This is a genomic window from Amycolatopsis sp. TNS106 (assembly GCF_019330265.1).
Taxonomy (GTDB): domain Bacteria; phylum Actinomycetota; class Actinomycetes; order Mycobacteriales; family Pseudonocardiaceae; genus Amycolatopsis; species Amycolatopsis lurida.
Window position 1 is genome coordinate 1,953,835 of record NZ_CP024972.1, and the last position, 22,148, is coordinate 1,975,982.

Genomic DNA, 22,148 nt, shown 5'->3' on the forward strand with positions numbered 1-22,148 from the left:
TGCAGTCGGCAACCGATCAGGAAGACGAAACCGAGTAACTGTTCGACGTGAAGTTCATGCCGCCACTGGACGACGTGATCTCGAAGCCGAACTGTACTTCGCCGACCGTCACGTCGCCGTACCAGCCGCGGTTCTTGATCCAGTTCAGCACGGCGAGCACGTCGACCGAACCCGCGTTCGTGTTGGAGGTACGCAGGAAGGAGAACACCGCGTTGGCGCCGTTGCTCCCCCGGTAGACGTCCCAGGTGTGGCCGCCGACGGACACCGTGGTCTCCTTCGATCCGATCGCGCCCACCGCACCCTGCTTGTTCATCCACAACATGATCTCGTAGGCGTTGTTGTTCGCCCAGATGTCGTACGCCGTCGCGTAGGCGCCGCCACCCGGCCTGGAGACGTTGAAGCTGCTGGAAAGGCTTCGCAGTCCGCTCAACTGGCGGCCGACGTTCTTCGCCGAATGCGGATACGACTTCACTCCACCGGTGTTCGGGTGGTTCGCCCAGACGCCGAAGTTGCTGTAGGAGTTCGCCCAGATCGACTGCGGGCCGGAGCCGCCGCCCCAGACGTTGTTGCGGACGGTATAGCCGCCGTTCGACCAGCTCCCCCATTTGTCCGAAGAGCTCCAGGTGGCAGCCTGCGCCGTCCCTCCCAGCACCAGGGTGGCGACCAACGCCAGGATGACACTGCTCATCAAGCATCGTGCTTGCCTACGCATAGCCGGGTTCCTTCCGTGTCTTCTCACCAAATGGACCGCTACCGCAGAGAGAACGTGCTGATTCTCGAATCGGAGATGAAGACGAGGTAGACGTCGTGCCGCCCGTTCAGCCCGGACAACGCCGCGGTGGTCGTCGAGTACGTGTACTTGTCGCCGGTACTGGCGATCCGCGCGGTTCCGGCCAGCCTGCCGTGTGGGCCGTCGAGCCGGATTTCCACAGTGGACGCCCCAGGTTCGGCGCGAGCCGTTCTGGCGGTGAAGGTCCTTGCACCGGAACGGAAATCCACGTCGCTGAAGCGCAGCCAGTCGCCCGCGCCGACGCCCACCGCGTCACCGCGGACCTTGCTTTCGTCGACCAGTTCGACGCCGGAGTAGTCGTCGAAGTCGATCGCCCTGGTTTGCCGGCTCAGATCGCGCGGCGGGATCTGCTCGCCACGAACGGGGAGCGCCGAGCGCAGCCGGATGTCGGCGGCGGACGCACCGACCATCACCTCGTGGACGGATGATTCCAGCACCCATCTGCCCCGGGTGACGTCCCAATGCCGGAGGTCGGGCACCGACAGGCGCACCGTCTTGGTCTGCCCCGGCTCCAGGTGCACCCGTTCGAAGTCGCGGAGCCGCTGATTCGGCTGCTTGTCGCGAGAGACCAGCTGATGGGTGTAGAGCTGCACGACCTCGTCACCGGCGCGTTTCCCGGTGTTGGTCAGCTTCACGGTCGCTTCGAACGTCCCTTGTGGACCAGGTTTCCCGAGGCGCAGGTCGCTGTAACGGAAGTCCGTGTAGGACAGACCGTGACCGAAGGCGTAGAGCGGATCACCGGTGAAGTACTGGTAAGTGCTGCCCCGTTTCATGATGTCGTAGTCGAGGATGTCCGGGAGATCGGCGTCCGAGCGGTACCAGGTCTGGGTGAGCCGTCCCGCCGGGTTCACGTCGCCGTACAGCACGTCGGCGAGCGCGTTGCCGGTCTCCTGGCCGGCGTGTGACGTCCACACGATCGCCGGGATGTTCTCCTGTTCCCAGGTCAAGGTCGTGGGATAGCTGTTCTCGACCACCACGACGGTGTTCGGATTCGCCTCGCGCACGGCCTTGATCAGCTCGGTCTGGCTCGCCGCCAGTGCCGTCGTGGTGCGGTCGTGGTCTTCCCGGCCGTTGATGAACGGCATACTGCCCACGACCACGACCGCCGTTTCGGCCGAGCGTGCCGCCTTCACCGCGCTGTCGATCCCCGAAGTGATCTGCTCCTTGCGGAACTTGGTCGCCCCAGCCGCGTTCGGCGAGCCCAAGGTCAGCGTGCCGTCGGCCGCGACGGTGAGATAGCTGTTCGGCCCGTCCCAGTCGTTCGGGATCTCGTAACCGGCGTACCTGAGCACGACCGCGCCGTCACCCGCGTCCTCAAGCTTGAATTGCTGGTGGACGAACCAGTCCCGCGGCTGCGGTGCCTGATTGAGGAACGGGCTGGTGGCATCGGCGAGGTTCTGCCGCTCGACGTACTTCCCGTTCGCGACACTGCGCAAGGTCAGCACGCCGTCGCCCCACTCGAACGCGTCGAACTGCTCCGTGGCCCCAACGCTGGTGGCGCCGGTCTTGAGCACCGCACCCGCATCACCCGCGCCGCCACTGAGGTATTTGCCGGTGGCGGCGTCGCGCAAGGCGATCCGGTCGACGGCCTCGGTGTCGGTGACCTGTGCCCCGCCGCCGAGCCGCGCACGGATCCCGTCGACCGGGGTCACCTTGTACGGCAGTCCGCCGGAATACCAGTCTGTGTACAGGGTCTTCTCCAGCGGCCCGATGACCGCGACACCGCGCTTCGGGTCCAGCGGCAGAGTGCCGCGGTCGTTCTTCAGCAGCACCATGGCCTCGCCCGCCGACTTGCGGGCGAGCTGCCGGTGCGCCGGGCTGTTGACCACGTCCTTGCCGATCTTGGCGTACGGGCCACCGTCCGGATCGAAGTCGCCGAGCCGGAAGCGCACGCTCAGGACGTGCTTCACCGCCCTGTCGATGTCCGCCTCGGCGAGCAATCCCTTGGCCAGCGCGGACGTGATGATCTTGATGGTCGGGGCGGGGTTCTGGTTGTCGACGGTGAAGCCGTCCAAACCGGCTTTGAGGGTGGCCGCGAAACCCTCCTCATTGGTCCCGTAGTACTTCTCGGAGCCTGTCAGGTTGTATGGGGCGGACGCGTCGCTGACGTTGTAGAGCGTCTTGCCGGTCCAAGTCCGTACGACGTCGTCGAGGTCGGGGTTGACCGTCGCGGGCCGTCCGTTGACGAGGTTGTACGACCCCATCACGCCGGTCGCCGCGTCGGCCGCGACAGCCGGTTTGAACGCCTGCTCGTCGTACTCGCGCAGCACGCGCGGTCGCAGGTTGGAGGACGTGGTGTCGCGGCGGATCTCGTTGTTGTTGGCCAGGTAGTGCTTCAGTACCGGAGCGGTCTTGAGGTACTCGGGATGGTCGCCGGTCATCCCCTTGCCGTACGCCGTCGAGATCGCCCCGGTCAGGAAGGGATCTTCGGAGTAGCCCTCCTCGTTGCGTCCCCATCGCGGATCACGCAGCAGGTTCACCACCGGCGCCCACAGCTGGAGCCCCCAGAACCCGGGATCCTGCGAGTGGTAGCCCCGTGCCTCGTCCCCGACGACCGCGCCGACCTGCTTGATCAACGCAGGATTCCACGTGGAGGCGAGCCCGATCGCCTGCGGGAAGACGGTGGCGTTCGCGGTCACGACGGCACCGTTCTCGCGCTCGGTCGTCCAGCCGAGACCGTGCAATGCCTCGGTCCCCGTTTTGAATTCGGGGATGCCCAGCCGCGGGATCGCCGGCTGGAACTGGTGCAGCAGCGACACCTTCTCCGCGAGGGTCAACCGCCGCACCAGATCGTCCACCCGAGTGGTCAGCGGGAGGCCGGGGTCGCGGAACGGAAGAGCGTTCAGCTCGTCCGCGACCGCGGGTGAGGCCAGCCCCAGCACCAGGGTGATCGTCGTGACGACCATGCCGATCCTGCGGAGGCGGACGGGGAGAGCTGCTCTGCTCATGAAGTCTCCATCGCAATCAATCGAAGCGCTTCGACGCAACGGGCGGCGATATTCGGCGAGTTTCGAGCGGTGGTGATCGAGCGAAAGACCTGAGTGTCGAATCGATTCGACAGTCGCGTTACGGCGATGTTAGCGGACCGGACACGACGAGACAATGGCTCTTCGATCGCCCCGAAAAGAGAGCAAGGGACCTTTAGTACCGCTAGCTTTCCTAGCGTCGCTAGCCCCGCGTTCACCCGAGCGAGCACGGATCCGTCTGGCACTCTCGAACACAGTGGACAGTCGCCGGCCGGAAGGAATCCCGTTGACCTCCCAGATCGAACCCGTCGGCCTCACGCTCGAACAGAAGGCGTCGCTGCTGTCCGGCGCCGACTTCTGGCACACCGAGGCGATCGAGGCGGCGGGAATCCCGTCGATCATGCTCTCCGACGGCCCGCACGGCCTGCGACGGCAGGACAGCGAGGCCGACAATCTCGGCGTGCACGAGAGTGTGTCCGCCACCTGTTTCCCGCCGTCGGTCGCGGTGGGCTCCAGCTGGGATCCGGAGGTCGCCGCGCGGATCGGCGCGGCCATCGGCAGGGAGGCCCGCGCGGCCGGGGTCTCGGTGGTACTCGGCCCGGGCGTGAACATCAAGCGGTCCCCGTTGTGCGGCCGCAATTTCGAGTACTACTCGGAGGACCCGTTGCTGAGCGGCGTCCTCGCCGGCGCCTACGTGCGGGCCATGCAGGCCGAAGGCGCGGGCGCGTCGGTGAAGCATTTCTCGGCCAACAACCAGGAGACCGACCGGATGCGGGTCAGCGCGGAGGTCGACGAACGGACCCTGCGCGAGATCTACTTCCCGGCGTTCGAACGTGTCGTGTCCGAAGCGCACCCGGCGACGGTGATGTGCTCGTACAACCGGATCAACGGCGTCTACGCCTCCCAGAACCGCCGCCTGCTCACCGACGTCCTGCGGGACGAATGGAGTTTCGAGGGCACCGTCGTCTCGGACTGGGGCGCGGTGAACGACCGGGTCGCCGCGCTCGCGGCCGGGCTGGACCTCGAAATGCCGGGCACCGGCGGCAGCGGCGACGCCGAGATCGTGGCGGCGGTCCGGAGCGGGGAACTGGACGAAGCCGTCGTCGACAGGAGTGTCCGCCGCGTCCTCGCCCTCATCGGCCGGGCGTTGCCGCCGGGTGGCGACGTGGATCCCGAAGAGCAGCACCGGGTGGCGAAGGAGGTCGCCGCCGACTGCGCCGTCCTGCTGAAGAACGACCGGGACACGCTGCCCCTGACCACGCGGTCGGCGGTCGCGGTCATCGGCGAATTCGCCGAGAACCCCCGCTTCCAGGGCGGCGGCAGCTCCCACGTCAATCCCACCAGGGTGGACACCGCGCTCGGCGCGATCCGCGAACTCGGGGAATCCGTGACCTACGCGCGCGGCCTGGCCGACAACGCCATCGAGATCGCCCGTGAAGCCGACGTCGCGGTGCTGTTCACCGGTCTGAGCGAAAGCGACGAATCCGAGGGATTCGACCGCGACACCATCGACCTCCCCGCGGCACAGGTCGAGCTCATCAAGGCGGTCGCGGCGGCGAGCAGGCGCACCGTGGTCGTCCTCTCCCACGGCGGCGTGATGTCGCTGGAGGGCTGGCACGACGACGTCGACGCCATTCTCGACGGCTGGCTGCTCGGCCAGGCCGGCGGCAGCGCGCTCGCCGACCTCCTCTTCGGCGTCACCAACCCGTCGGGTCACCTCGCCGAGAGCATCCCGCTTCGTTTGCAGGACAACCCCAGCTATCTCAACTTCCCCGGCGAATCGGGCCACGTCCGATACGGCGAGGGCGTCATGGTCGGCTACCGGTACTACGAAACCGCCGAGGTCGCGGTCCGCTACCCGTTCGGCCACGGCCTGTCCTACACGACCTTCGAGACCGGCGAACTGACGGTCACGGCGACGGGCGACGACTCCGCCACCGTCGCGGTGACCGTCACCAACACCGGAACCCGCACCGGTAAACACGTCGTCCAGGTCTACGTCGCCACCGACGCCGCGCCCGTTCGCAGCCCGGCACGGGAGCTTCGCGCGTTCGCCAAGATCTCGCTCGAACCGGGCGAGACCCGGCGCGTCGAGCTAACCCTCGATCGCCGCGCCTTCGCCTGGTACGACATCGAACTGAGCCGTTGGGTGGTCTCGCCCGGCGACTACACCGTCCAGATTGGCCGGAGCGCCGCGCAGATCGTCGCCGAAGCGCTCGTCACGCTCGCCGGCGACGTCATCATCCCGGTCCTGTCGATCGACTCGACGGTCGAGGACTGGTTCGGTCACCCGATCGTGGGGCCGGAGCTCGGCAAGTTGCTCGCCGGCCAGAGCAATCGGGTCGAGAGCAGCGTGGACTGGATGCGCATGGTCGCTTCGATGCCGATGCGCCAGTTCACCAAACTCATGGCGTATCGGGGTGTCGAGCTGCCCACCGACGCGTTGCCACGGTTGATCGAGCTGAGCAAGGGCTGAGCCCGTCGAATCGATTCGACTCGCACTATCATCGGCTGATGGTCACCATCGCAGACGTCGCCCGGGCGGCCGGGGTCTCCCCGAGCACCGTGTCCTACGTGCTGTCCGGACGGCGTTCGATCTCGGAGGACACCCGCCGCCGCGTCCAGCACAGCATCAGCGAACTCGGTTACCACCCGAACGCGGGCGCCCGCGCGCTGGCCAGCAGCCGCACCAACGTGCTCGCGCTCGTCGTCCCACTGCGGACGGACCTGAACGTCCCGGTGGTCATGCAGTTCGTCGCGGCCACCGTCACCGAGGCACGGACCTACGACCACGACGTGCTTTTGCTGACCAAGAACGAAGGCCCGGACGGCCTGCGCCGGATCGCCGCGTCCGCCATCGCGGACGCGCTGATCGTGATGGACGTCGAAACCTCCGAGCCGCGTCTCCCGGTGCTGAGATCCTTACACCGGCCGGTGGTGCTGATCGGAGTTCCCGCCGACCCCGGCGACCTGACCTGCGTCGATCTCGACTTCACCGCGGCCGGTGCCGCGAGCGTCACGCATCTGGCCGATCTCGGCCATCGCGAAGTCGCGCTGATCGGCCCCTCCCCCGCGGTCTACAAACGCGGCACGAGCTACGCGGGTCGCTTCCTGCGCGGCTTCCGCCAGACGGCGACGAAGCGCAAGGTGCACGCCGGTTCGTTCCCGTGTGCGCCTTCTTATGACGCACTGCGTGCGTGCCTCGACGACGTCTTCGCCGAGCACCCTGGCGTCACCGGCCTGGTCGTGCACAACGAGGCCATCCTCGGCCCGTTGCTGTCCGAGCTGAACCGTCGCGGCAAGCAGGTTCCCCAGGACATCTCGGTGCTGGCCGTCTGCCCGGAGGACATGGCCGAAGCGCAGTCGGTCCAGCTCACCTCGATCGCCATCCCCGCCGCCGAACTCGGCAGCCTCGCCGTCGAAATGGCGATGCGCCGCCTCGACGACGGAGGCCAGGCCGAGGTCCGGCTGCTGTCACCCCGATTGACCGAACGGGGCAGCACCGGCCCCGCGCCTTCCTAGGACCGGTGGCGTGTCGCGAAAGCCACTTTCGCGACACCAGACGTCCCGAAAGTGGCTTTCGCGACACTCAGGCCGGTGACCCAGCGCGGCCTTCCGGGCAGACAGCGCCGCGAATCGTCAACGCGCTTCCCGTCGCCACGATCGTCTCGTCACCTCCGGGAAAGGCCACCTGCCAGCCATCGGGCGCGGCGTCGACGTCGATGTGGACGCTGTCGCCCTCCCGGCGGGTGCGGAACGTCGAGCCGCCGACGGTGGTGGTGATCCTGCCGCCGTCCTCCAGCCGGTACAGCCGCAGTGTGACGCCGTCGGCGTAGTCGTAGTCCGGCCGGTCGTCGACGGCACCCAGCGGCAGCACGGTGTCGGGACGCACCAGCAACGGGACGGTGAGCATGTCGCAGACGGTGGTCACCCACCGCGGTCCCTGGATCTCGTCGCCGGTGAAGAAGTCGGTCCACACGCCGTCCGGGACGTAGTAGGTCACTTCGCCCTCGTCCGAGAACACCGGGGCCACCAGGAGCGAGTCACCCAGCATGTACTGCCGCTCCAGGTGGGCGCACGCGGGATCGGCCGGGAACTCCAGCGCCATCGCCCGCATCATCGGCGTGCCCTCGGCCGCGGCCTGTGCCGCCGCTTGCCACAGGTACGGCATCAGCCGCGCCTTGAGCTTGGAGAACACCCGCAGGACGTCGACGGCCTCCTCGTCGAACAGCCACGGCACCCGGTAGGACGAGCTGCCGTGCAACCTGCTGTGCGACGACAACATCCCGAACGCGATCCAGCGTTTGAACAAAGCCGGATCCGGGGTGCCTTCGAAGCCGCCGATGTCGTGGCTCCAGTACCCGAAACCGGACAGACCGAGGGAAAGGCCGCCGCGCAGGCTCTCGGCCATCGACTCGTACGTCGATTCGCAGTCGCCGCCCCAATGCACCGGGAACTGCTGCGAGCCCGCGGTCGCCGAGCGCGCGAACACCACGGCTCCGCCCTCCCCGCGCCGCTTGCGGAGCACGTCGAAGACGGTCTGGTTGTACAGGTAGGTGTAGTAGTTGTGCATCCGCTCGGGATCGGATCCGTCGAAGTAGACGACGTCCGTCGGCACCCGTTCGCCGAAGTCGGTCTTGAAACAGTCCACGCCCTGTGCGAGCAAAGCGTCCAACTTGGCCGCGTACCACTCGCGCGCGGCGGGATTGGTGAAGTCGACCAGAGCCATTCCCGGCTGCCAGAGGTCCCACTGCCACACGTCACCGTTCGGTTTCCGCAGCAGGTATCCGCCCGCGACGCCCTCGGCGAACAGCGGTGACCGTTGCGCCACATACGGGTTGATCCAGACCGAGATGCGCAGGTCCCGCGCTTTCAGCCGCTCCAGCATGCCGACCGGGTCCGGGAACGTCCGCGGATCCCATTCGAAGTCGCACCAGTTGAATTCGCGCATCCAGAAGCAGTCGAAATGGAAGACGCTCAGCGGCAGATCGCGTTCGATCATGCCGTCGACGAATCCTGACACGGTCTCTTCGTCGTAGGACGTGGTGAACGACGTCGACAGCCACAGCCCGAAGGACCACGCGGGCGGGAGCGCCGGTCTGCCGGTCAGCGCCGTGTACTTGCGCAGGATCTCCTTCGGGCTAGGGCCGTAGATGACGAAGTACTCCAGCGACTGGCCGACGACGCTGAACTGCACCCGTGACACCGCTTCGGAGGCGACCTCGAAGGACACGTGCCCCGGATGATTCACGAACACGCCATAGCCGGCGTTGGTCAGGTAGAACGGGACGTTCTTGTAGGCCTGTTCGCTGCTCGTGCCGGCATCGGCGTTCCAGATCTCGACGACCTGCCCGTTGCGCACCAGTGGCCCGAAGCGCTCGCCGAGCCCGTAGACCTGCGCTCCCACGCCGAGGTCGAGCTGGTCGCGGACATGATGCTCGCCGTCGAGGCTCATGAAGCCCATCCCCTTGGCCCCGCTGGTGGTGAGCACCTTGCCGTCCGCGACGAAGTCGACCTTCCATCCTTCGCCGCGGTGGAGCCGCACCGACAACGCGCCGGCGGTGAGCGTGTGCCCGTCCTCGGAGACTTTCACCTCCTCGTCGACGGCCGACAGCTCGAAGCGGGGTTCTCGCGGAAGCCCGCCCTCGAAATGTGTGACGCTCACCCCGATCACGTCCGGCATCGGCGAGGAGAACCCGACCGTCGCCACCGGCCCCTTCAACAGGTCACCGCGGTGGCGGATGCGATGGGTCGGCGCGTGCACCACGATCCGGCCGTCTCCCGCGGTGAGGTCGTACACCTCCACCGGATGCGCCGCCTGTACTCCGTCGCGCAGCAGCCAGTATCCATTGCTGAACTTCATTTGACCGCCCCTGCCGTGATGCCACGTGTCAACGTCCGCTGGAAGATCAGGAAGAAGGCGATCGCCGGGATGACCCCGAGCAACGCCGAGGCACTGGTCATGGTCGCGTCCATCATCCGCTGGCCCTGCAGCACACCCAAGGCGACCGGAACGGTCTGGGTGTCGTTGGAGATCAGCAGGATCAGCGGCAGGAAGAACTCGTTCCACGTCCAGATGAAGAAGAAGACGAACAGCACTCCGAGGGTCGGCCTGCTGATCGGAACCACGATCCGTACCAGGGTCTGCCATTTGTTCGCGCCGTCGAGGTAGGCGGCCTCGAGCAGTTCGTGCGGAAACCCGACGTACGTCGAGGACAGCAGATAGGTGCCGAACGCGGCCTGGATGATCGTGAAGATGATGATCACGCCGAGCTGGGTGTCGTAGAGACCGGTCTCGTTGGCGAGGAAGTACAGCGGGTACGCCAAGGCTTCCTGCGGCAACGTGTTCGCGATGAGGAACGCGACCAGGATCCACGTCCTGCCGCGGACCCGGCCGATGCCCAGCGCGTAGGCGTTGAGCACCGAGATCACCACCGCCAGTACCGCGACCGACCCGCTGATCACGACGCTGTTGAGCAGCTTCTGCCCGAATCCGACCCGGACCCAGAAGTCGATCAGCCCCTGCAGGTACACGCCGTCCGGAAAGGACAGTGGGCCGTCGGACGCGTACTCGGCCGGTGACTTCAGCGCGTTCAGCGCCACGACCAGGAACGGCGCCAGCATCACGATCGCGAGCACGATCAACGACCAGAGCGTCACATGCCGTTTCACGCGTGCTCACCCCGCCTCTGGATCCGGAGGAACACCGTGGTGAGCACGAGGATCAGCACCGTGAGCACGGTCGCGATCGCCGCGCCGTAGCCGACCTGCGTCTTCTCGAAGAAGTTCTGGAACGAGTAATACGACGGCACGTTGGTGGACCCGCCGGGGCCTCCCCTGGTCAGCACGTAGATCGGCCCGAAGACCTTCAACGCGGCGATGGTGCAGGTCAGCAGGACCACGAAGACCTCGGGCCGCAGCTGTGGCACCGTCACATGCCAGAAGCGGCCCCACCACGACGCGCCGTCCAGTTCCGCCGCCTCGTGCAGTGAGGGGTCGGCGCGCTGCATCCCGGCCATGAAGATGACCACCGGATAGCCGACCTGGATCCACACCATCACGCCCATCACGCTCCACAGGGCGAGTTCCGGATCGCCCAGCCAGTTCTGGGCGAGCGAACCGAGTCCGACGGCGGAGAGCAGTTCGTTGACCGCTCCCTCGGGGGCCAGGATCCAGCTCCACACGATGCCGGCCACCGCGATCGGCAGCACCTGTGGCAGGTAGACGCAGGCCCGCAGCACGCTGGCCGCCCGCGTCCCGAACCGTTTGGCCACGAAATCGAACAGCGCGGCCGCGATCACCAGTCCCGCCACGGTCGGCACGATGGCCATCGCCACCACGAGCCCGACGTTGTGGCGGAACGACGCCCAGAAGACGTCGTCCGCGAACAACCGCCGGTAATTGTCCAGTCCTGTCCACTTCGGATCGCCGGCGCCGGACCACTGGGTGAAGCTGATACCGATGTTCATCGCGAACGGCACCAGGATCACCGCGATCAGCAGCAGCGCGCCGGGGATCAGGAAGAGCAGGTAGTCGCCCCGTCTCCTGGTCATTTGCCGACGTTCGCCAGATTCTCCTCGTAGGGCTTGGCGAGCTCGTCGAGCACCTGTGACGGCGAGGCGCTCGAGGTGATGAGCTTCTGCGTCGCCGAGACATGGACGTCGTAGTACCCGGGAGCCGGCCAATCGGGATAGAACGCGAGCTTGTCCTGCGCGGACAGCGCGGTGAAGTCCTCGACCAGTTCCTTCAGCCGCGGATCGGCGGGCGGCGTGGGACCGTTCACCACCGGGACCCCACCGGCCTCCCGCAGCTTGTCCTGGATCGGCTGGGACATCGTGATCGCGATGAAGTCGAGCGCGAGGTCCCGGTTCTTCGCTCCCTTGGGGATGACCCACATGTTGCCCGCGGAACCCGCGGTCATCCCCGGCCACGGGACCGAACCCCACTGGAAGTTCTTGATGCTCCGCACCAGCCTGCCGTACCACCAGCTGCCGCTGATCATGATCGGGTACTTGCCCCGCATGAACGACGTGCCCATGCCTTCGGTGTCCACACCGGCCGAATCCTTGCTGATGTACCCCTTCTTCACCCAGTCGGCGAAGGTCGTCGCGCCGTAGGTCCACGCTGCGTCGTGGAAGTCCACCTTGCCGGTGTAGCGCTGGTAGCGGTCCACCCAGCCGCGGTCGGCCTTGGTGAGGGCGAGCTGGTACAGGATCTGGTGTGCCGGGTACTCCGACCCACCGACGGCCAGCGGGGTGATCCCGGCGGCGGTGAACTTGTCCATGGCCGCGGTCAGCTGCTCGACGGTCCTCGGCTCTTCGAGTCCCTGCTGCGCGAACATGTCCTTGTTGTAGAAGACCTTCAAGTACTCGGCGTAGTTCGGGACGCCGTACCAGTTGCCGGTTCCCATCACGCCGTTCTCGTCGTACCGGGCGGTGGTCTGGAGCGCCGGGGTGAGCTGCTTGTCCCAGCCGCGTTTCGTGACCTCTTCGCTGATGTCGGTCAGGAGCCCTTGCTTCGACAGCAGTCCCGCGGTGGCGTTGCCCTTGTTGTATTCCAAGACGTCCGGCGCGTCGCCCGAATTGAGCACCATCGGCGCCGTCTTCTGGATCTGTTCGAAGCCCTTCTCCTCGAAGGCGACCTTGACGCCGGGGTGGCTCGCTTCGAACTGCTTGATCGCCTCGGCCCAGGCCACGCCCATCGCGCTGTCCGGCGGCTCGTAGTGCCACAGTTTCAGGGTCTTCGGGTCGCCGCTGCCGGATCCGGACCCACAGCCCGCGATGGCCAGTATCGCGACCATCGCGGCAGCCACTACTCGCTTCGACATCAAGGGTTCCCTCCAGAGAAGTGGGTGATCGAGGCGGTCCGATCCGGGGATCGCCGATCGTCGCCGGCCAACGTGGCCTCCCTCGGAATCCGCGGTGATCCGAACTGTCGAAGCGCTTCGATGGACACGATAGGACCGCGCGCCCGGTCAGCACAACGTCTTGACCGGGCGCGCTCCCACCTCTACTGTCAGGGCTTTTTCGCCGGGTCCGCGAAGGCCCCTTGATGTATCTGAAGCCGTAACTCGCGTGATCAGAGACGCAACTCGCGTGTCTGGAGCCGTAACACACGCGATGCGCGAGTTACGCCTTCAATCACGCGAGTTACGGCTTCGATCACGCGAGTTACGGCTTCGATCACGCGAGTTCGGGGCCGAAGCGGACGGGGTGACCCGCGACCGGGACGGGGTCGAGGGTGCCGGTGCGGGCGAAGGTCGCCCAGACGGCGCGGAGGGCGGCGCCGAAGGCATCGACCTCGGGCCACGGGACCTTGCCGAGCATCGGGCTGTCCTGCCAGGCCTGCTCGGTGCCGAGCAGCAGCGGCAGTTCCAGGCAGTGGGTGGCGCCGAACCCGGACCCCTCGGGCCTCCAGTCCAGGCGATACGAGAAGACGCCGGCACCGGCCGAACGCAGCCGGTCGCCGAAAGCGGCCAGCGGTTCGACGTAGATCTCGTCGGTGCCGGCCGCGCCGGGGAACGCGGTCATGTCGTCGGCGTTCCAGCCGTACAGCACGTCGAGATCGCGCACGTTGTCCGGGAAGGACGCCTTGTCCGGCGTGTCCACCGGAATGAACGCGGGCTCCATCGGGTCGCCGGTGAGCCGCAGGTTGGTCAGCGCGGTTTCCTTCTGCGCGGCAAGGATTTCCGGGATCCCGGCGGTGCGCGGGTCGGTGCCGAGCGCGTCGGCGAACACCCGGCCGAGTTTCTCCGCGTGCCCGGGCGGTCGGGCGCCGAGGCCCAGCGGCGCGCTCTGCAGGATCGCCCGCCGGAACAGGCCTCGCGCCTCGGGCAGATCCATCAGCAGCCGGATGGAGATGCCGCCCGCCGACTGCCCGGCGACCGTCACGTTGTCCGGGTCTCCGCCGTAGGCCGCGATGTTGGCCCGCACCCAGCGCAGCGCCTCCAGCTGGTCGGCCAGCCCGAGGTTGCCGGGGCTGACGCCGTCCAAATACAGGTAGCCGAGTGCACCGAGCCGGTAGTTGACGCTGACCACCACCAGGCCGCCTTCGGCCGCCAGCGCACCGCCGTCGTACCAGTCGAGCAACCCGCCACCACTGGAGAAGCCGCCACCGTGCAGCCACACCAGCACCGGCCTGCGCCCGTCATCCAAACCGGGAGTGCTGATCGTCAGGTTGAGACAGTCCTCGCCCTGCGGCAGGTGATCGCGCGGCGGTCCCATCACGCGGTCCAGCCGGGACGGCGGTTGCGGACTGAGCTCCCCACTGGAAGGTGTCCGCTCCGAAACGGCGACCGGCGGCGCGAACCGTGCCGCTGTGGCATAGCGAATCGGTCCGGTTCGGACAATCGTGGTCATACACACCTCGCGGGTAGGATCGGCTGGTGATCTTGCCACGCCTGCTGGACGGCCGACTGAAGTTCCGCCATCTCGTCCTGCTCGACGCGCTGGCCAGGCAGGGCACCGTGGTCGGGGCCGCCGCCGAGTTGCACGTGACGCAGCCGGTGGCGACCCGAAGTCTGCACGAACTCGAAGAGATCCTCGACGTGCGGTTGTTCGAACGCGGCCCGCGCGGTATCACCCCGACCGTGTTCGGCGAGGCGTTCACCGGACATGCCCGCGCGGTGCTCGCCCAGCTCGAGCAGGCCGGGCGGCACGTCGCCGAGCTGGCCGACGCCGAACGCGGCACGGTGGTGGTCGGCACCCATCTCGCGGGATCGAACATGCTGCTGCCGCGCGCGATCGCGGCGATCAAGACCGAGCGGCCGTACCTGACCATCGTGGTCCGGGAGGGTTCGCCCGAAGCTCTGCTGGTGGAGCTGGAGGCGGGCCGGGTCGACCTGATCATCGGCAGGCTGACGGCACCTTCGGACGAGCGGATCGAGCGGCGCAAACTGTACGACGAGTCGGTGGATCTGGTGGTGCGCACCGCACATCCGCTGGCGGGCGCGACCGGCGTCGAGCTGGCCGACCTCGCGGAGTATCCGTGGATCCTGCCCGGAGCGGAGACCGCGCTGCGCCGCGAGCTGGAGCAGTTGTTCACCCGCAACGGCTTCTCGCTGCCCGCGAACCGCGTGGAGACCACGTCGTTCCTCACCGTGCGGCAGCTGCTGCTGGAGACCGACGTGATCGCCGCGCTGCCCAGCCTGATCACCAAGGACGATCCGAGGATCACCAGGGTCGCGCTGGCGCTGGAGCCCATCGGGCACAGCGTCGGGCTCACCCTGCCCGCCCAGCGCACGCTCAGCCCGTCGGTGGACGCGCTGATCCGCAGCCTGACCGACGTCGCCACCGGAATGTCCGATTAGGACGGTCACGACAGGGAGAGGAAACGCTCGGCGTTCCCGCTGGTGATCAGCTGTCGCTCGGTGTCGCTCAGGAAACCGCTCTTGCGCACCACCTCGCCGACCGGACGTTCACCGAGCGGGTACGGGTAGTCGCTGCCGACCATCACCCGCTCGGCGCCGAGCGTGTCCACGAGCAGCCGCAGCGCCCGCTCGTCGAAGACCACCGAGTCGACGTGGAACCGGTCGAGGTAGTGCGAGGGCGGGAACTCCGAGGTGCCGATCACGTCGTTCCGCCGATGCCAGGCGTTCTCCATCCGGCCGAGCCAGAACGCGAACGACCCGCCGCCGTGGGCGAAGCAGATCTTCAGGCTCGCGTCGATCCGGTCGAAGACCCCGCCGAGCACCAGCGCGAGGATCGACAGATGCGTTTCCGCGGGCATCGCGGTCAGCCACCGCGCCATCCATCGGTCCAGCCGGGGCGAATCGGCCATGTCCCACGGGTGCACGAACACCGGGACCCCGAGCGACGCGCAGTGCTGCAGGAAGGTCTCCACCCCGGCGCTGTCGAGATCCTGGTCGCCGACGTGGTTGCCGATCTCCACCCCGCGATGCCCCGCCGCCAGGCAGCGTTCCAGTTCGCGGCACGCCGCGTCGGTGTCCTGCAACGGAACCTGGCAGAACGGGATCAGCCGGTCCGGCGCCGGCGCGACGATCTCCAGCGCCAGATCGTTGAAGATCCGGGCGATCCGGCCCGCCTGCTCGGCGGTCCGGCCGTAGTTGAAGAAGGCGGGCGTCGGGGAGACCACCTGGGTGCGCACGCCGTCGGCGTCCATGTCCAGCAGCCGGGTCTCCGCGTTCCAGCAATCCGCGCCGATCCGGCGGAACTCCTTCTCCCCCATCATGATCATCGCCTCGGACTCGGTCTCCGCACGCAGCCACGGCGCGTCCGGCCCGGCGTCCGCGCGCAGATCCGGCCAGCCGTTCGGCACGTAATGCGTGTGGATGTCGATCAGGCCGGTCATCTCAGCCCTTCCCGGGGTGAAGGGCGCCGCAGTTCCCACAGGTGCGCGCCTGTTCGTCGCCGTAGAACGCGGTGAAGACCGGCGGCAGATCCTCGACGATGTCGCGCACCTGGAGTTCCACCTCGTGCACCAGCGAGGCGCATTCGAGGCAGTACCACTGGAACTTCTCCAGCGTGCCCTCCTCGCGGACACGTTCGATGACCAGGCCGATCGAGTCGGCTTCCGGGCGCTGCGGCGAGTGCGGGATGTCGCCCGGCAGCAGCCACGTGTCGCCCTCGGAGATGCGCACGGTCTTCTGGCCTTCGTCGGTCATGATGTTCACGTGCATGTTGCCCTTGAGCTGGTAGAACCATTCCTCGTAGGGGTCGACGTGGAAGTCGGTGCGCTGGTTCGGCCCACCGACGATCTGCACGATGAAATCCTTGCCCAGCGCCATGGTCCGGTTGTTCACCGGCGGCTTGAGCAGATGCTCGTGCTCGGCGATCCAGGCCTGGAAATTGACGACCTCGGGAATGCCGGTCATCGCGGAACCTCCGTGTCTTTCGGTAGATGAGCGATCGCCTGGATTTCGATCAGCAGATGCGGATGCGGCAGCTGATGCACGGCGACCGTGGTGCGGGCGGGGCCTGTTTCGTCGAAGTATTCGCCGTAGATCTCGTTGTAGCCGCCGAAATCGTTCATCGAAACCAGGAAGGTGGTGATCTGGGTGATGTCGGCGAGGTCGGCGCCGACCTCGTGCAGGATGCCGCGGATGTTCTCGATCACCGCGCGGGTCTGCTCGCGGATGTCCAGATTCGTGGTGCCGAGTTCGTCCACCTCGACGCCGGCGAAGGTGTTGTCCAGACGTCGAGAGCTGGTACCGGACACGAAGACCAGGTCTCCCGCGACCTTCACATGCGGGAACCGGCCCCTCGGCTTGGCCAGCCCGGAGATCACCCGCCCATTCATGCCAACCCCCGCACCGAAACGCGGCCGAGCCCGGCGATGTCCGCCTCGGCGATTCCGGGCACGAACGGCACCGCCTCGGTCGCCGCCCCGGCCAGGACCACCTGCCCGGCCCGCAACGGGATGTCCCGTTTCCGGCACAGCTCGACCAGCGCGTGCAGCGCGCGCACCGGATCGCCGAGGATCGCCGCCGTCGAGCCGACCACCTCGCGGTCACCGGAGCGCAGCCGCACCGCCCGGTTCGCCGCCTCGCCGAACGCGCGCCACGGGCCGAGCACGAACCCGGCGGCCGAAGTGTTGTCCGCGACCACATCGGTGTGGGTGAACCGGAAATCCCGGTACCGGGAGTCGATGATCTCGATCGCCGGCGCCATCGCGTCCACAGCGGACTCCACGTCGAACGCGGGGTCGGTGAGGTCGACATCGCGGGCCAGCCGGTAAGCGACCTCCGGCTCCACCTTCGGATGGATGAAGCCCGCCAGCGAGACCTCCCCGCCGTCGGCGACTCGCATCGTGTCGGTGAGCCTGCCCACGATCACTTCGGACACGCCCATCTGCGCCATCTTCGCCTTGCTGGTCAGCCCCAGCTTCACCCCGATCACCCGTTCGCCGCGACTCTCCCGGCGGGCCATCAGCGCGGCCTGGATCGCGTACGCGTCGGCGATGTCGAACTGGTGATCGTCGGCGAGACTCGGCGTGTCCACCCGCGACGTCTGCGCGGTGTCCAGCCGCTCGGCGAGCGCCGAGATCTCCTCGGTGGCCGTCATGCGCCGCTCCGTACCAGGTCGAGTGCGATGTCCACGATCATGTCCTCCTGCCCGCCGACCAGCTTCCGCCTGCCGACCTCGGTGAGAATCCGCCGGGTGTCCAGTCCGTAGCGGGTGGCCGCGCGCTCGGCGTGCAGCAGGAAACTCGAGTACACCCCGGCGTAGCCGAGGGTCAGCGTCTCGCGGTCCACCTGGACCGGCCGCTCCCGCAGCGGGCGGACCAGATCGTCCGCCGCGTCCTGCAACGCGAACAGGTCCGCGCCGTGCTCCCAGCCGAGCAGGTCGGCGACCGCGACGAACGGCTCGGCCGGGCAGTTGCCCGCTCCCGCGCCCTGTCCGGCCAGCGCGACGTCCACCCGGTAAGCGCCGTGCTCGACCGCGGTCACGCTGTTCGCCACCGAAAGGGAGAGGTTCTCGTGCGCGTGGATGCCGATCTCGGTCCGAGGGTCGAGCACCTGCCGGTACGCGTCGATCCGCTCGGCGACCCCGTTCATCGTCAGCCGCCCGCCGGAATCGGTGACGTACACGCAGTGCGCACCGTAGGACTCCATCAGCCTGGCCTGCTCGGCGAGCGCCACCGGCGGGGAAAGGTGGCTCATCATCAGGAATCCGGACACGTCCATGCCCTGTTCGCGGGCCCAGGCGATGTGCTGCGCGGCGACGTCGGCCTCGGTGCAGTGGGTGGCGATCCGCACGCTGCGCACCCCGAGGTCGCGGGCGCGGCGCAACTGTCCGATCGTCCCGATGCCGGGCAGCAGCAACGTCGTCAGTATGGCGTTCTCGATCACCTCCGCGGCCGCGGTGATCCACTCCTCGTCGGTGTGCGCGCCGAATCCGTACGTCGCGCTGGACCCGCCGATCCCGTCGCCGTGCGCGACCTCGATCGCCGCCACGCCCGCCTTGTCCACGGCGGACACGATCCGCCGGACCTGGTCCACTGTGTACGCGTGCCCCATCGCGTGCATGCCGTCGCGCAAGGTCACGTCCTGGAGGTAGACCTTCATCCGAGCCACCCCCTCAGTTCGGCGATCCGCTCGGCCGTGCGCAGCGCCGCCGAGGTCATGATGTCGAGATTTCCCGCGTAATCCGGCAGATAGTGGGCCGCGCCGAGCACTTCGAGGAACACCGAGACCTTGAGCCCGGAGACCTCCCGGCCGAGCTCGGGCACCCACTGCCGTCGCACCGGGTCGAACTGCACTTCCTGTTTCAGCGTGTAGCCCGGTACGTACTCGCGCACCCGTTCGGCCATCTGCCGGACCGACGCCGCGATCTTCTCCCGGTCCGGCTCCCCCTCGACCAGGCAGTACACCGTGTCCCGCATGACGATCGGCGGGTCGGCCGGGTTCAGCACGATGATCGCCTTGCCCATCGCGGCGCCGCCGACCTCGCGGATGGCGGCCGCGGTGGTTTCGGTGAACTCGTCGATGTTCGCCCTGGTTCCGGGCCCTGCCGAGCGGGACGAAATGGAGGCGACGATCTCCGCGTACGCGACCGGGGCGACCGAGGAAACCGCGGCCACGACCGGGATCGTGGCCTGTCCGCCGCAGGTCACCATGTTCACGTTCGGCGCGGCGAGATGCTCGTCCAGATTCACCGGCGGCACCACGAACGGGCCGAGCGCGGCGGGGGTCAGGTCGACCATCAGCTTGCCGTGCGCCTCGGCCACCTCGGCGTGCCGCCGGTGCGCACCGGCCGAGGTCGCGTCGAAGATCACCCGTACGTCGGCGAACTCCGGAAGCGCGGCGAGGCCGTCGATACCGCCGTGGGTGGTGGCCACCTTGAGCCGGGCCGCCCTGGCCAGCCCGTCCGAGGCCGGGTCGATACCCGCCATCGCGGCCATCCGCAGCGTCTTCGACAACCGCAGCACCTTGATCATCAGATCGGTGCCGATGTTGCCGGAGCCGATGACGGCGACCGGAACCGTTGCTGTCACTGAGTCTCCTCCTCGATCACCGCGTCGACCTCGCCTAGTCCGTCCAGGCGCAGCCGGAACCGGCCCGCGCCCGTGACCGGCACCATCGGGCCGAGCGCCCCGGACATCACCACATCGCCCGCGCGTAACGGCTGCTCACGGGCGGCCAGCTCGCGAGCCAGCCACGCGACCGCGACCACCGGCGAGCCGAGGCAGGCGTGGCCCGCGCCGAACGACACCGGTTCACCGTCCAGTTCCAAGGTCATCCCGGTCGCGGCGAGATCCCGGCCGGTCAACGAGACCGGGGCGCAGCCCAGCACCACCGCGCCACTGGACGCGTTGTCCGCCACCGTGTCCACGATGGAGAGATCCCAGGCATCGATCCGGGAGTCCACGATCTCGATCGCGGGCAGCACGAACTCCGTCGCCCGCAGCACGTCGGCGACCGAGGCGCCCGGCACGTCCAGATCGCGGCCGAGCACGAACGCGATCTCGCCCTCGGCGCGGGGTTGCAGGAGCCGCCGGTACGGAACGGGTTCGGTGTGCGCGTACAGCATGTCGTCGAAGAGCACGCCGAAGTCCGGCTGGTACACGCCGAACTGCCGCTGCACCGAAGGCGCGGTCAGCCCGATCTTCGCCCCGGCCACCCTGGCGCCCGCCGCGACCCGCTCGTCACGCAGCCTGCGCTGCACCGCATAGGCCGCGTCGACATCTTGCGCGCCCAGGAATTCCCGCACCGGCGGGCAGGGGGTCGCGGTGCTCGCCGCGGTCGCGAGCCGGGCGGCCGCCGCCTCGATCGGCGCGGTCACAGCCGCACGCACACATTCGTCGGCTCGGTGTAGAAGTGCAGCGAAGACGCGCCGCCCTCCCTGCCGATCCCCGAAAGCCCCATCCCGCCGAACGGCGAGCGCAGGTCGCGCAGGAACCAGGTGTTCACCCAGGACATGCCGACGTGCATGGCCTGCGCGACGCGGTGCCCCCGGCGCAGGTCTTGGGTCCATATCGAGGACGCGAGCCCGTATTCGGTGTCGTTGGCCAACGCGATCGCCTCGTCCTCGGTGTCGAACGGGATCAGCGCGGCCACCGGGCCGAAGATCTCCTCGCGCACCGGCCGGTCCTTGTTGGTCAGGCCGGTCCACAGGGTCGGCTCCAGCCACGAGCCACCGTCGAGTTCCGGGCCGAGCTCGGGAATCCCGCCGCCGGTCAGGGTTTCGGCGCCGGCCTCCTCGGCCAGCACGAGGTAGTCCAGGACCTTGCGCCGGTGTTCCGGCGAGATGAGCGGGCCGGTCGTAGTCAGCTCCGCCGACGGGTCACCGAGCCGCAGGCCGCGCGCCCGCTCCACCAGCCCGGCCGCCACGTCTTCGAACACCGAGCGCTGCACGTACACCCGCTCGGTGCACAGGCAGACCTGCCCGGTGTTCGCGAACACCGACCGGGTCAGCCCGGCGAGCGTCTCGTCGAGATCGGCGTCCCCGAACACGATGGCGGCGTTCTTCCCGCCGAGTTCGAACGACACCGGCCGGACCCGGGGCGCGACCGTGCGCATCACCTGGGTGCCGGTGGCCGACGAGCCGGTGAACGTCACCCCGTCGATGCCGGGGTGCTCGGTCAGGTACTGCCCCGCCGAATCTCCGCCGAACCCGTGCACGACGTTGTAGGCACCCGCGGGCAAACCGACCTCGGCCAGTACCTCGGCCAGCAGGGTCGCGGTGGAAGGGGTCTGGTCGCTCGGCTTGACCACGACCGCGTTGCCACAGCCGAGGGCGGGCGCGACCTTCCAGGTCAGCAACAGCAGCGGCAGATTCCACGGCACGATCACCGCGACCACGCCGAGCGGTTTGCGCACCGCGTAGTTCAGTGCCTGCGCCCCACCGGGCAGATCGGTGACGAACGATTCCTGGCCGGCGGCCGCGATCACGTCGGCGAACGTGCGGAAGTTCGCCACCGCGCGGGCCACGTCCAGTTCGCGAGCCTGGGTGACCGGCTTCCCGGTGTCCGCGACCTCGGCCGCGACGAACTCCTCGAACCGGGCCTCGATCCGGTCGGCCGCCCGGCTCAGCAACGCGGTCCGCTCCCGCACCGGAGTGTCGGCCCAGCCGTTGTGCAACGCGGCGCGGGCGCCGGTGACCGCGCGGTGCACCAGCTCCCGGCCGGCCTCGTGCACCCGGGCGAACTCCGCGCCGGTCGCCGGATCGACCGCCGGGAACCCCGGTCCGTCCGGCTCGGCGAACTCACCGTCCACGAAGTTGCGGATCCACCGCACTGACTGCGTCATGCCGTTCACTCTGGCGGGCCGCGCCATGCGGAACAAATGCGTATCCGCTCGTTGGGTATACCCGAAAAGGCATACCGAAGTTGACCTCCTGGCGCCGGTTCCCGGGCCGCAACGGAGAACACGCGTGATCAGACGGACGACACGCGTGATTCGACGGACGACACGGGGCACGGAGCCGACGCCG

18 protein-coding genes are annotated in these 22,148 nt (G+C 68.0%); 3 read left to right on the forward strand and 15 right to left on the reverse strand.

What is annotated here, in order from left to right:
- Window positions 1-16 precede the first annotated feature (16 nt).
- Both CVV72_RS08680 and CVV72_RS08685 read right to left on the reverse strand, forming a co-directional pair.
- A complete protein-coding gene (locus tag CVV72_RS08680; protein WP_255632594.1) occupies window positions 17-688 on the reverse strand; it encodes a hypothetical protein in 672 nt (223 codons plus the stop codon).
- 62 nt (window positions 689-750) lie between these two features.
- The gene (locus CVV72_RS08685; protein ID WP_255632595.1) at window positions 751-3,738 is read right to left on the reverse strand and encodes a glycoside hydrolase family 3 protein; all 2,988 of its coding nucleotides are present in this window, start codon (window positions 3,736-3,738) and stop codon (window positions 751-753) included.
- A 304-nt stretch (window positions 3,739-4,042) separates the two neighbouring features.
- Between CVV72_RS08685 and CVV72_RS08690 the strand changes: the two genes are divergently transcribed.
- Together CVV72_RS08690 and CVV72_RS08695 are read left to right on the forward strand one after the other, a co-directional pair.
- On the forward strand, window positions 4,043-6,232 hold the full coding sequence (locus tag CVV72_RS08690; protein WP_255632596.1) for a glycoside hydrolase family 3 C-terminal domain-containing protein: 2,190 nt from the start codon (window positions 4,043-4,045) through the stop codon (window positions 6,230-6,232).
- Between the two features lie 38 nt (window positions 6,233-6,270).
- Window positions 6,271-7,278 carry a LacI family DNA-binding transcriptional regulator gene (locus CVV72_RS08695; RefSeq protein ID WP_219151893.1) on the forward strand — a complete coding sequence of 336 codons (1,008 nt, stop codon included), beginning with the start codon at window positions 6,271-6,273 and terminating at the stop codon, window positions 7,276-7,278.
- Between the two features lie 67 nt (window positions 7,279-7,345).
- Here the strand turns inward: CVV72_RS08695 and yicI are convergent, their stop codons facing one another.
- The 5 genes from yicI to CVV72_RS08720 all read right to left on the reverse strand — a co-directional run bounded on the left by yicI (window position 7,346) and on the right by CVV72_RS08720 (window position 14,114).
- Complete coding sequence (gene yicI / locus CVV72_RS08700; protein WP_219151894.1) at window positions 7,346-9,619, reverse strand: alpha-xylosidase; 2,274 nt, start codon at window positions 9,617-9,619, stop codon at window positions 7,346-7,348.
- Window positions 9,616-10,428 (reverse strand): carbohydrate ABC transporter permease, encoded by an 813-nt coding sequence (locus tag CVV72_RS08705; protein WP_219151895.1) that lies wholly within the window; start codon window positions 10,426-10,428, stop codon window positions 9,616-9,618. Before CVV72_RS08705 ends, yicI begins: the two co-directional genes overlap by 4 nt.
- On the reverse strand, window positions 10,425-11,309 hold the full coding sequence (locus CVV72_RS08710) for a carbohydrate ABC transporter permease (protein WP_219151896.1): 885 nt from the start codon (window positions 11,307-11,309) through the stop codon (window positions 10,425-10,427). The genes CVV72_RS08705 and CVV72_RS08710 overlap by 4 nt, the downstream gene beginning before the upstream one ends.
- On the reverse strand, window positions 11,306-12,583 hold the full coding sequence (locus tag CVV72_RS08715) for an ABC transporter substrate-binding protein (RefSeq protein ID WP_255632597.1): 1,278 nt from the start codon (window positions 12,581-12,583) through the stop codon (window positions 11,306-11,308). The genes CVV72_RS08710 and CVV72_RS08715 overlap by 4 nt, the downstream gene beginning before the upstream one ends.
- A gap of 355 nt (window positions 12,584-12,938) precedes the next feature.
- Window positions 12,939-14,114: a carboxylesterase family protein gene (locus CVV72_RS08720; protein ID WP_219151898.1), complete on the reverse strand. Its 1,176-nt coding sequence runs from the start codon at window positions 14,112-14,114 to the stop codon at window positions 12,939-12,941.
- Between the two features lie 26 nt (window positions 14,115-14,140).
- Between CVV72_RS08720 and CVV72_RS08725 the strand changes: the two genes are divergently transcribed.
- Window positions 14,141-15,064: a LysR substrate-binding domain-containing protein gene (locus CVV72_RS08725; protein ID WP_219151899.1), complete on the forward strand. Its 924-nt coding sequence runs from the start codon at window positions 14,141-14,143 to the stop codon at window positions 15,062-15,064.
- A 5-nt stretch (window positions 15,065-15,069) separates the two neighbouring features.
- Here CVV72_RS08725 and CVV72_RS08730 read toward each other — a convergent pair whose 3' ends face one another.
- From CVV72_RS08730 to CVV72_RS08765, 8 genes are read right to left on the reverse strand one after another with little or no spacing between them, the layout of a single operon-like run.
- Entirely contained in the window at window positions 15,070-16,065 is a 996-nt protein-coding gene (locus tag CVV72_RS08730; protein WP_219151901.1) for an amidohydrolase family protein, read from the reverse strand.
- 1 nt (window position 16,066) lies between these two features.
- Window positions 16,067-16,588 (reverse strand): 3-hydroxyanthranilate 3,4-dioxygenase, encoded by a 522-nt coding sequence (locus CVV72_RS08735; protein WP_219151903.1) that lies wholly within the window; start codon window positions 16,586-16,588, stop codon window positions 16,067-16,069.
- Window positions 16,585-17,013, reverse strand: a complete 429-nt coding sequence (locus CVV72_RS08740; protein WP_219151904.1) for a RidA family protein — start codon at window positions 17,011-17,013, stop codon at window positions 16,585-16,587. Before CVV72_RS08740 ends, CVV72_RS08735 begins: the two co-directional genes overlap by 4 nt.
- Window positions 17,010-17,777, reverse strand: coding sequence for a 2-keto-4-pentenoate hydratase (locus CVV72_RS08745; protein WP_219151907.1), 768 nt, complete (start codon window positions 17,775-17,777; stop codon window positions 17,010-17,012). The genes CVV72_RS08740 and CVV72_RS08745 overlap by 4 nt, the downstream gene beginning before the upstream one ends.
- Complete coding sequence (gene dmpG / locus CVV72_RS08750; RefSeq protein ID WP_219151909.1) at window positions 17,774-18,781, reverse strand: 4-hydroxy-2-oxovalerate aldolase; 1,008 nt, start codon at window positions 18,779-18,781, stop codon at window positions 17,774-17,776. Before dmpG ends, CVV72_RS08745 begins: the two co-directional genes overlap by 4 nt.
- Window positions 18,778-19,710 carry an acetaldehyde dehydrogenase (acetylating) gene (locus tag CVV72_RS08755; protein ID WP_219151911.1) on the reverse strand — a complete coding sequence of 311 codons (933 nt, stop codon included), beginning with the start codon at window positions 19,708-19,710 and terminating at the stop codon, window positions 18,778-18,780. Before CVV72_RS08755 ends, dmpG begins: the two co-directional genes overlap by 4 nt.
- On the reverse strand, window positions 19,707-20,498 hold the full coding sequence (locus CVV72_RS08760) for a 2-keto-4-pentenoate hydratase (protein WP_255632598.1): 792 nt from the start codon (window positions 20,496-20,498) through the stop codon (window positions 19,707-19,709). The genes CVV72_RS08755 and CVV72_RS08760 overlap by 4 nt, the downstream gene beginning before the upstream one ends.
- Window positions 20,495-21,964 carry a 2-hydroxymuconic semialdehyde dehydrogenase gene (locus CVV72_RS08765; RefSeq protein WP_255632599.1) on the reverse strand — a complete coding sequence of 490 codons (1,470 nt, stop codon included), beginning with the start codon at window positions 21,962-21,964 and terminating at the stop codon, window positions 20,495-20,497. The genes CVV72_RS08760 and CVV72_RS08765 overlap by 4 nt, the downstream gene beginning before the upstream one ends.
- Window positions 21,965-22,148: the final 184 nt, after the last annotated feature.

Excerpts from the sequence above, each read along its gene's own strand:
- CVV72_RS08680 (WP_255632594.1), bottom strand. The coding sequence starts at position 688 with ATGAGCAGTGTCATCCTGGCGTTGGTCGCCACCCTGGTGCTGGGAGGG.
- CVV72_RS08710 (WP_219151896.1), bottom strand. The coding sequence starts at position 11,309 with ATGACCAGGAGACGGGGCGACTACCTGCTCTTCCTGATCCCCGGCGCG.
- CVV72_RS08740 (WP_219151904.1), bottom strand. The coding sequence starts at position 17,013 with ATGAATGGGCGGGTGATCTCCGGGCTGGCCAAGCCGAGGGGCCGGTTC.
- CVV72_RS08685 (WP_255632595.1), bottom strand. The coding sequence starts at position 3,738 with ATGAGCAGAGCAGCTCTCCCCGTCCGCCTCCGCAGGATCGGCATGGTC.
- CVV72_RS08745 (WP_219151907.1), bottom strand. The coding sequence starts at position 17,777 with ATGACGGCCACCGAGGAGATCTCGGCGCTCGCCGAGCGGCTGGACACC.
- yicI (WP_219151894.1), bottom strand. The coding sequence starts at position 9,619 with ATGAAGTTCAGCAATGGATACTGGCTGCTGCGCGACGGAGTACAGGCG.
- CVV72_RS08720 (WP_219151898.1), bottom strand. The coding sequence starts at position 14,114 with ATGACCACGATTGTCCGAACCGGACCGATTCGCTATGCCACAGCGGCA.
- CVV72_RS08695 (WP_219151893.1), top strand. The coding sequence starts at position 6,271 with ATGGTCACCATCGCAGACGTCGCCCGGGCGGCCGGGGTCTCCCCGAGC.
- CVV72_RS08765 (WP_255632599.1), bottom strand. The coding sequence starts at position 21,964 with ATGACGCAGTCAGTGCGGTGGATCCGCAACTTCGTGGACGGTGAGTTC.
- CVV72_RS08735 (WP_219151903.1), bottom strand. The coding sequence starts at position 16,588 with ATGACCGGCATTCCCGAGGTCGTCAATTTCCAGGCCTGGATCGCCGAG.
- CVV72_RS08730 (WP_219151901.1), bottom strand. The coding sequence starts at position 16,065 with ATGACCGGCCTGATCGACATCCACACGCATTACGTGCCGAACGGCTGG.
- CVV72_RS08715 (WP_255632597.1), bottom strand. The coding sequence starts at position 12,583 with ATGTCGAAGCGAGTAGTGGCTGCCGCGATGGTCGCGATACTGGCCATC.
- dmpG (WP_219151909.1), bottom strand. The coding sequence starts at position 18,781 with ATGAAGGTCTACCTCCAGGACGTGACCTTGCGCGACGGCATGCACGCG.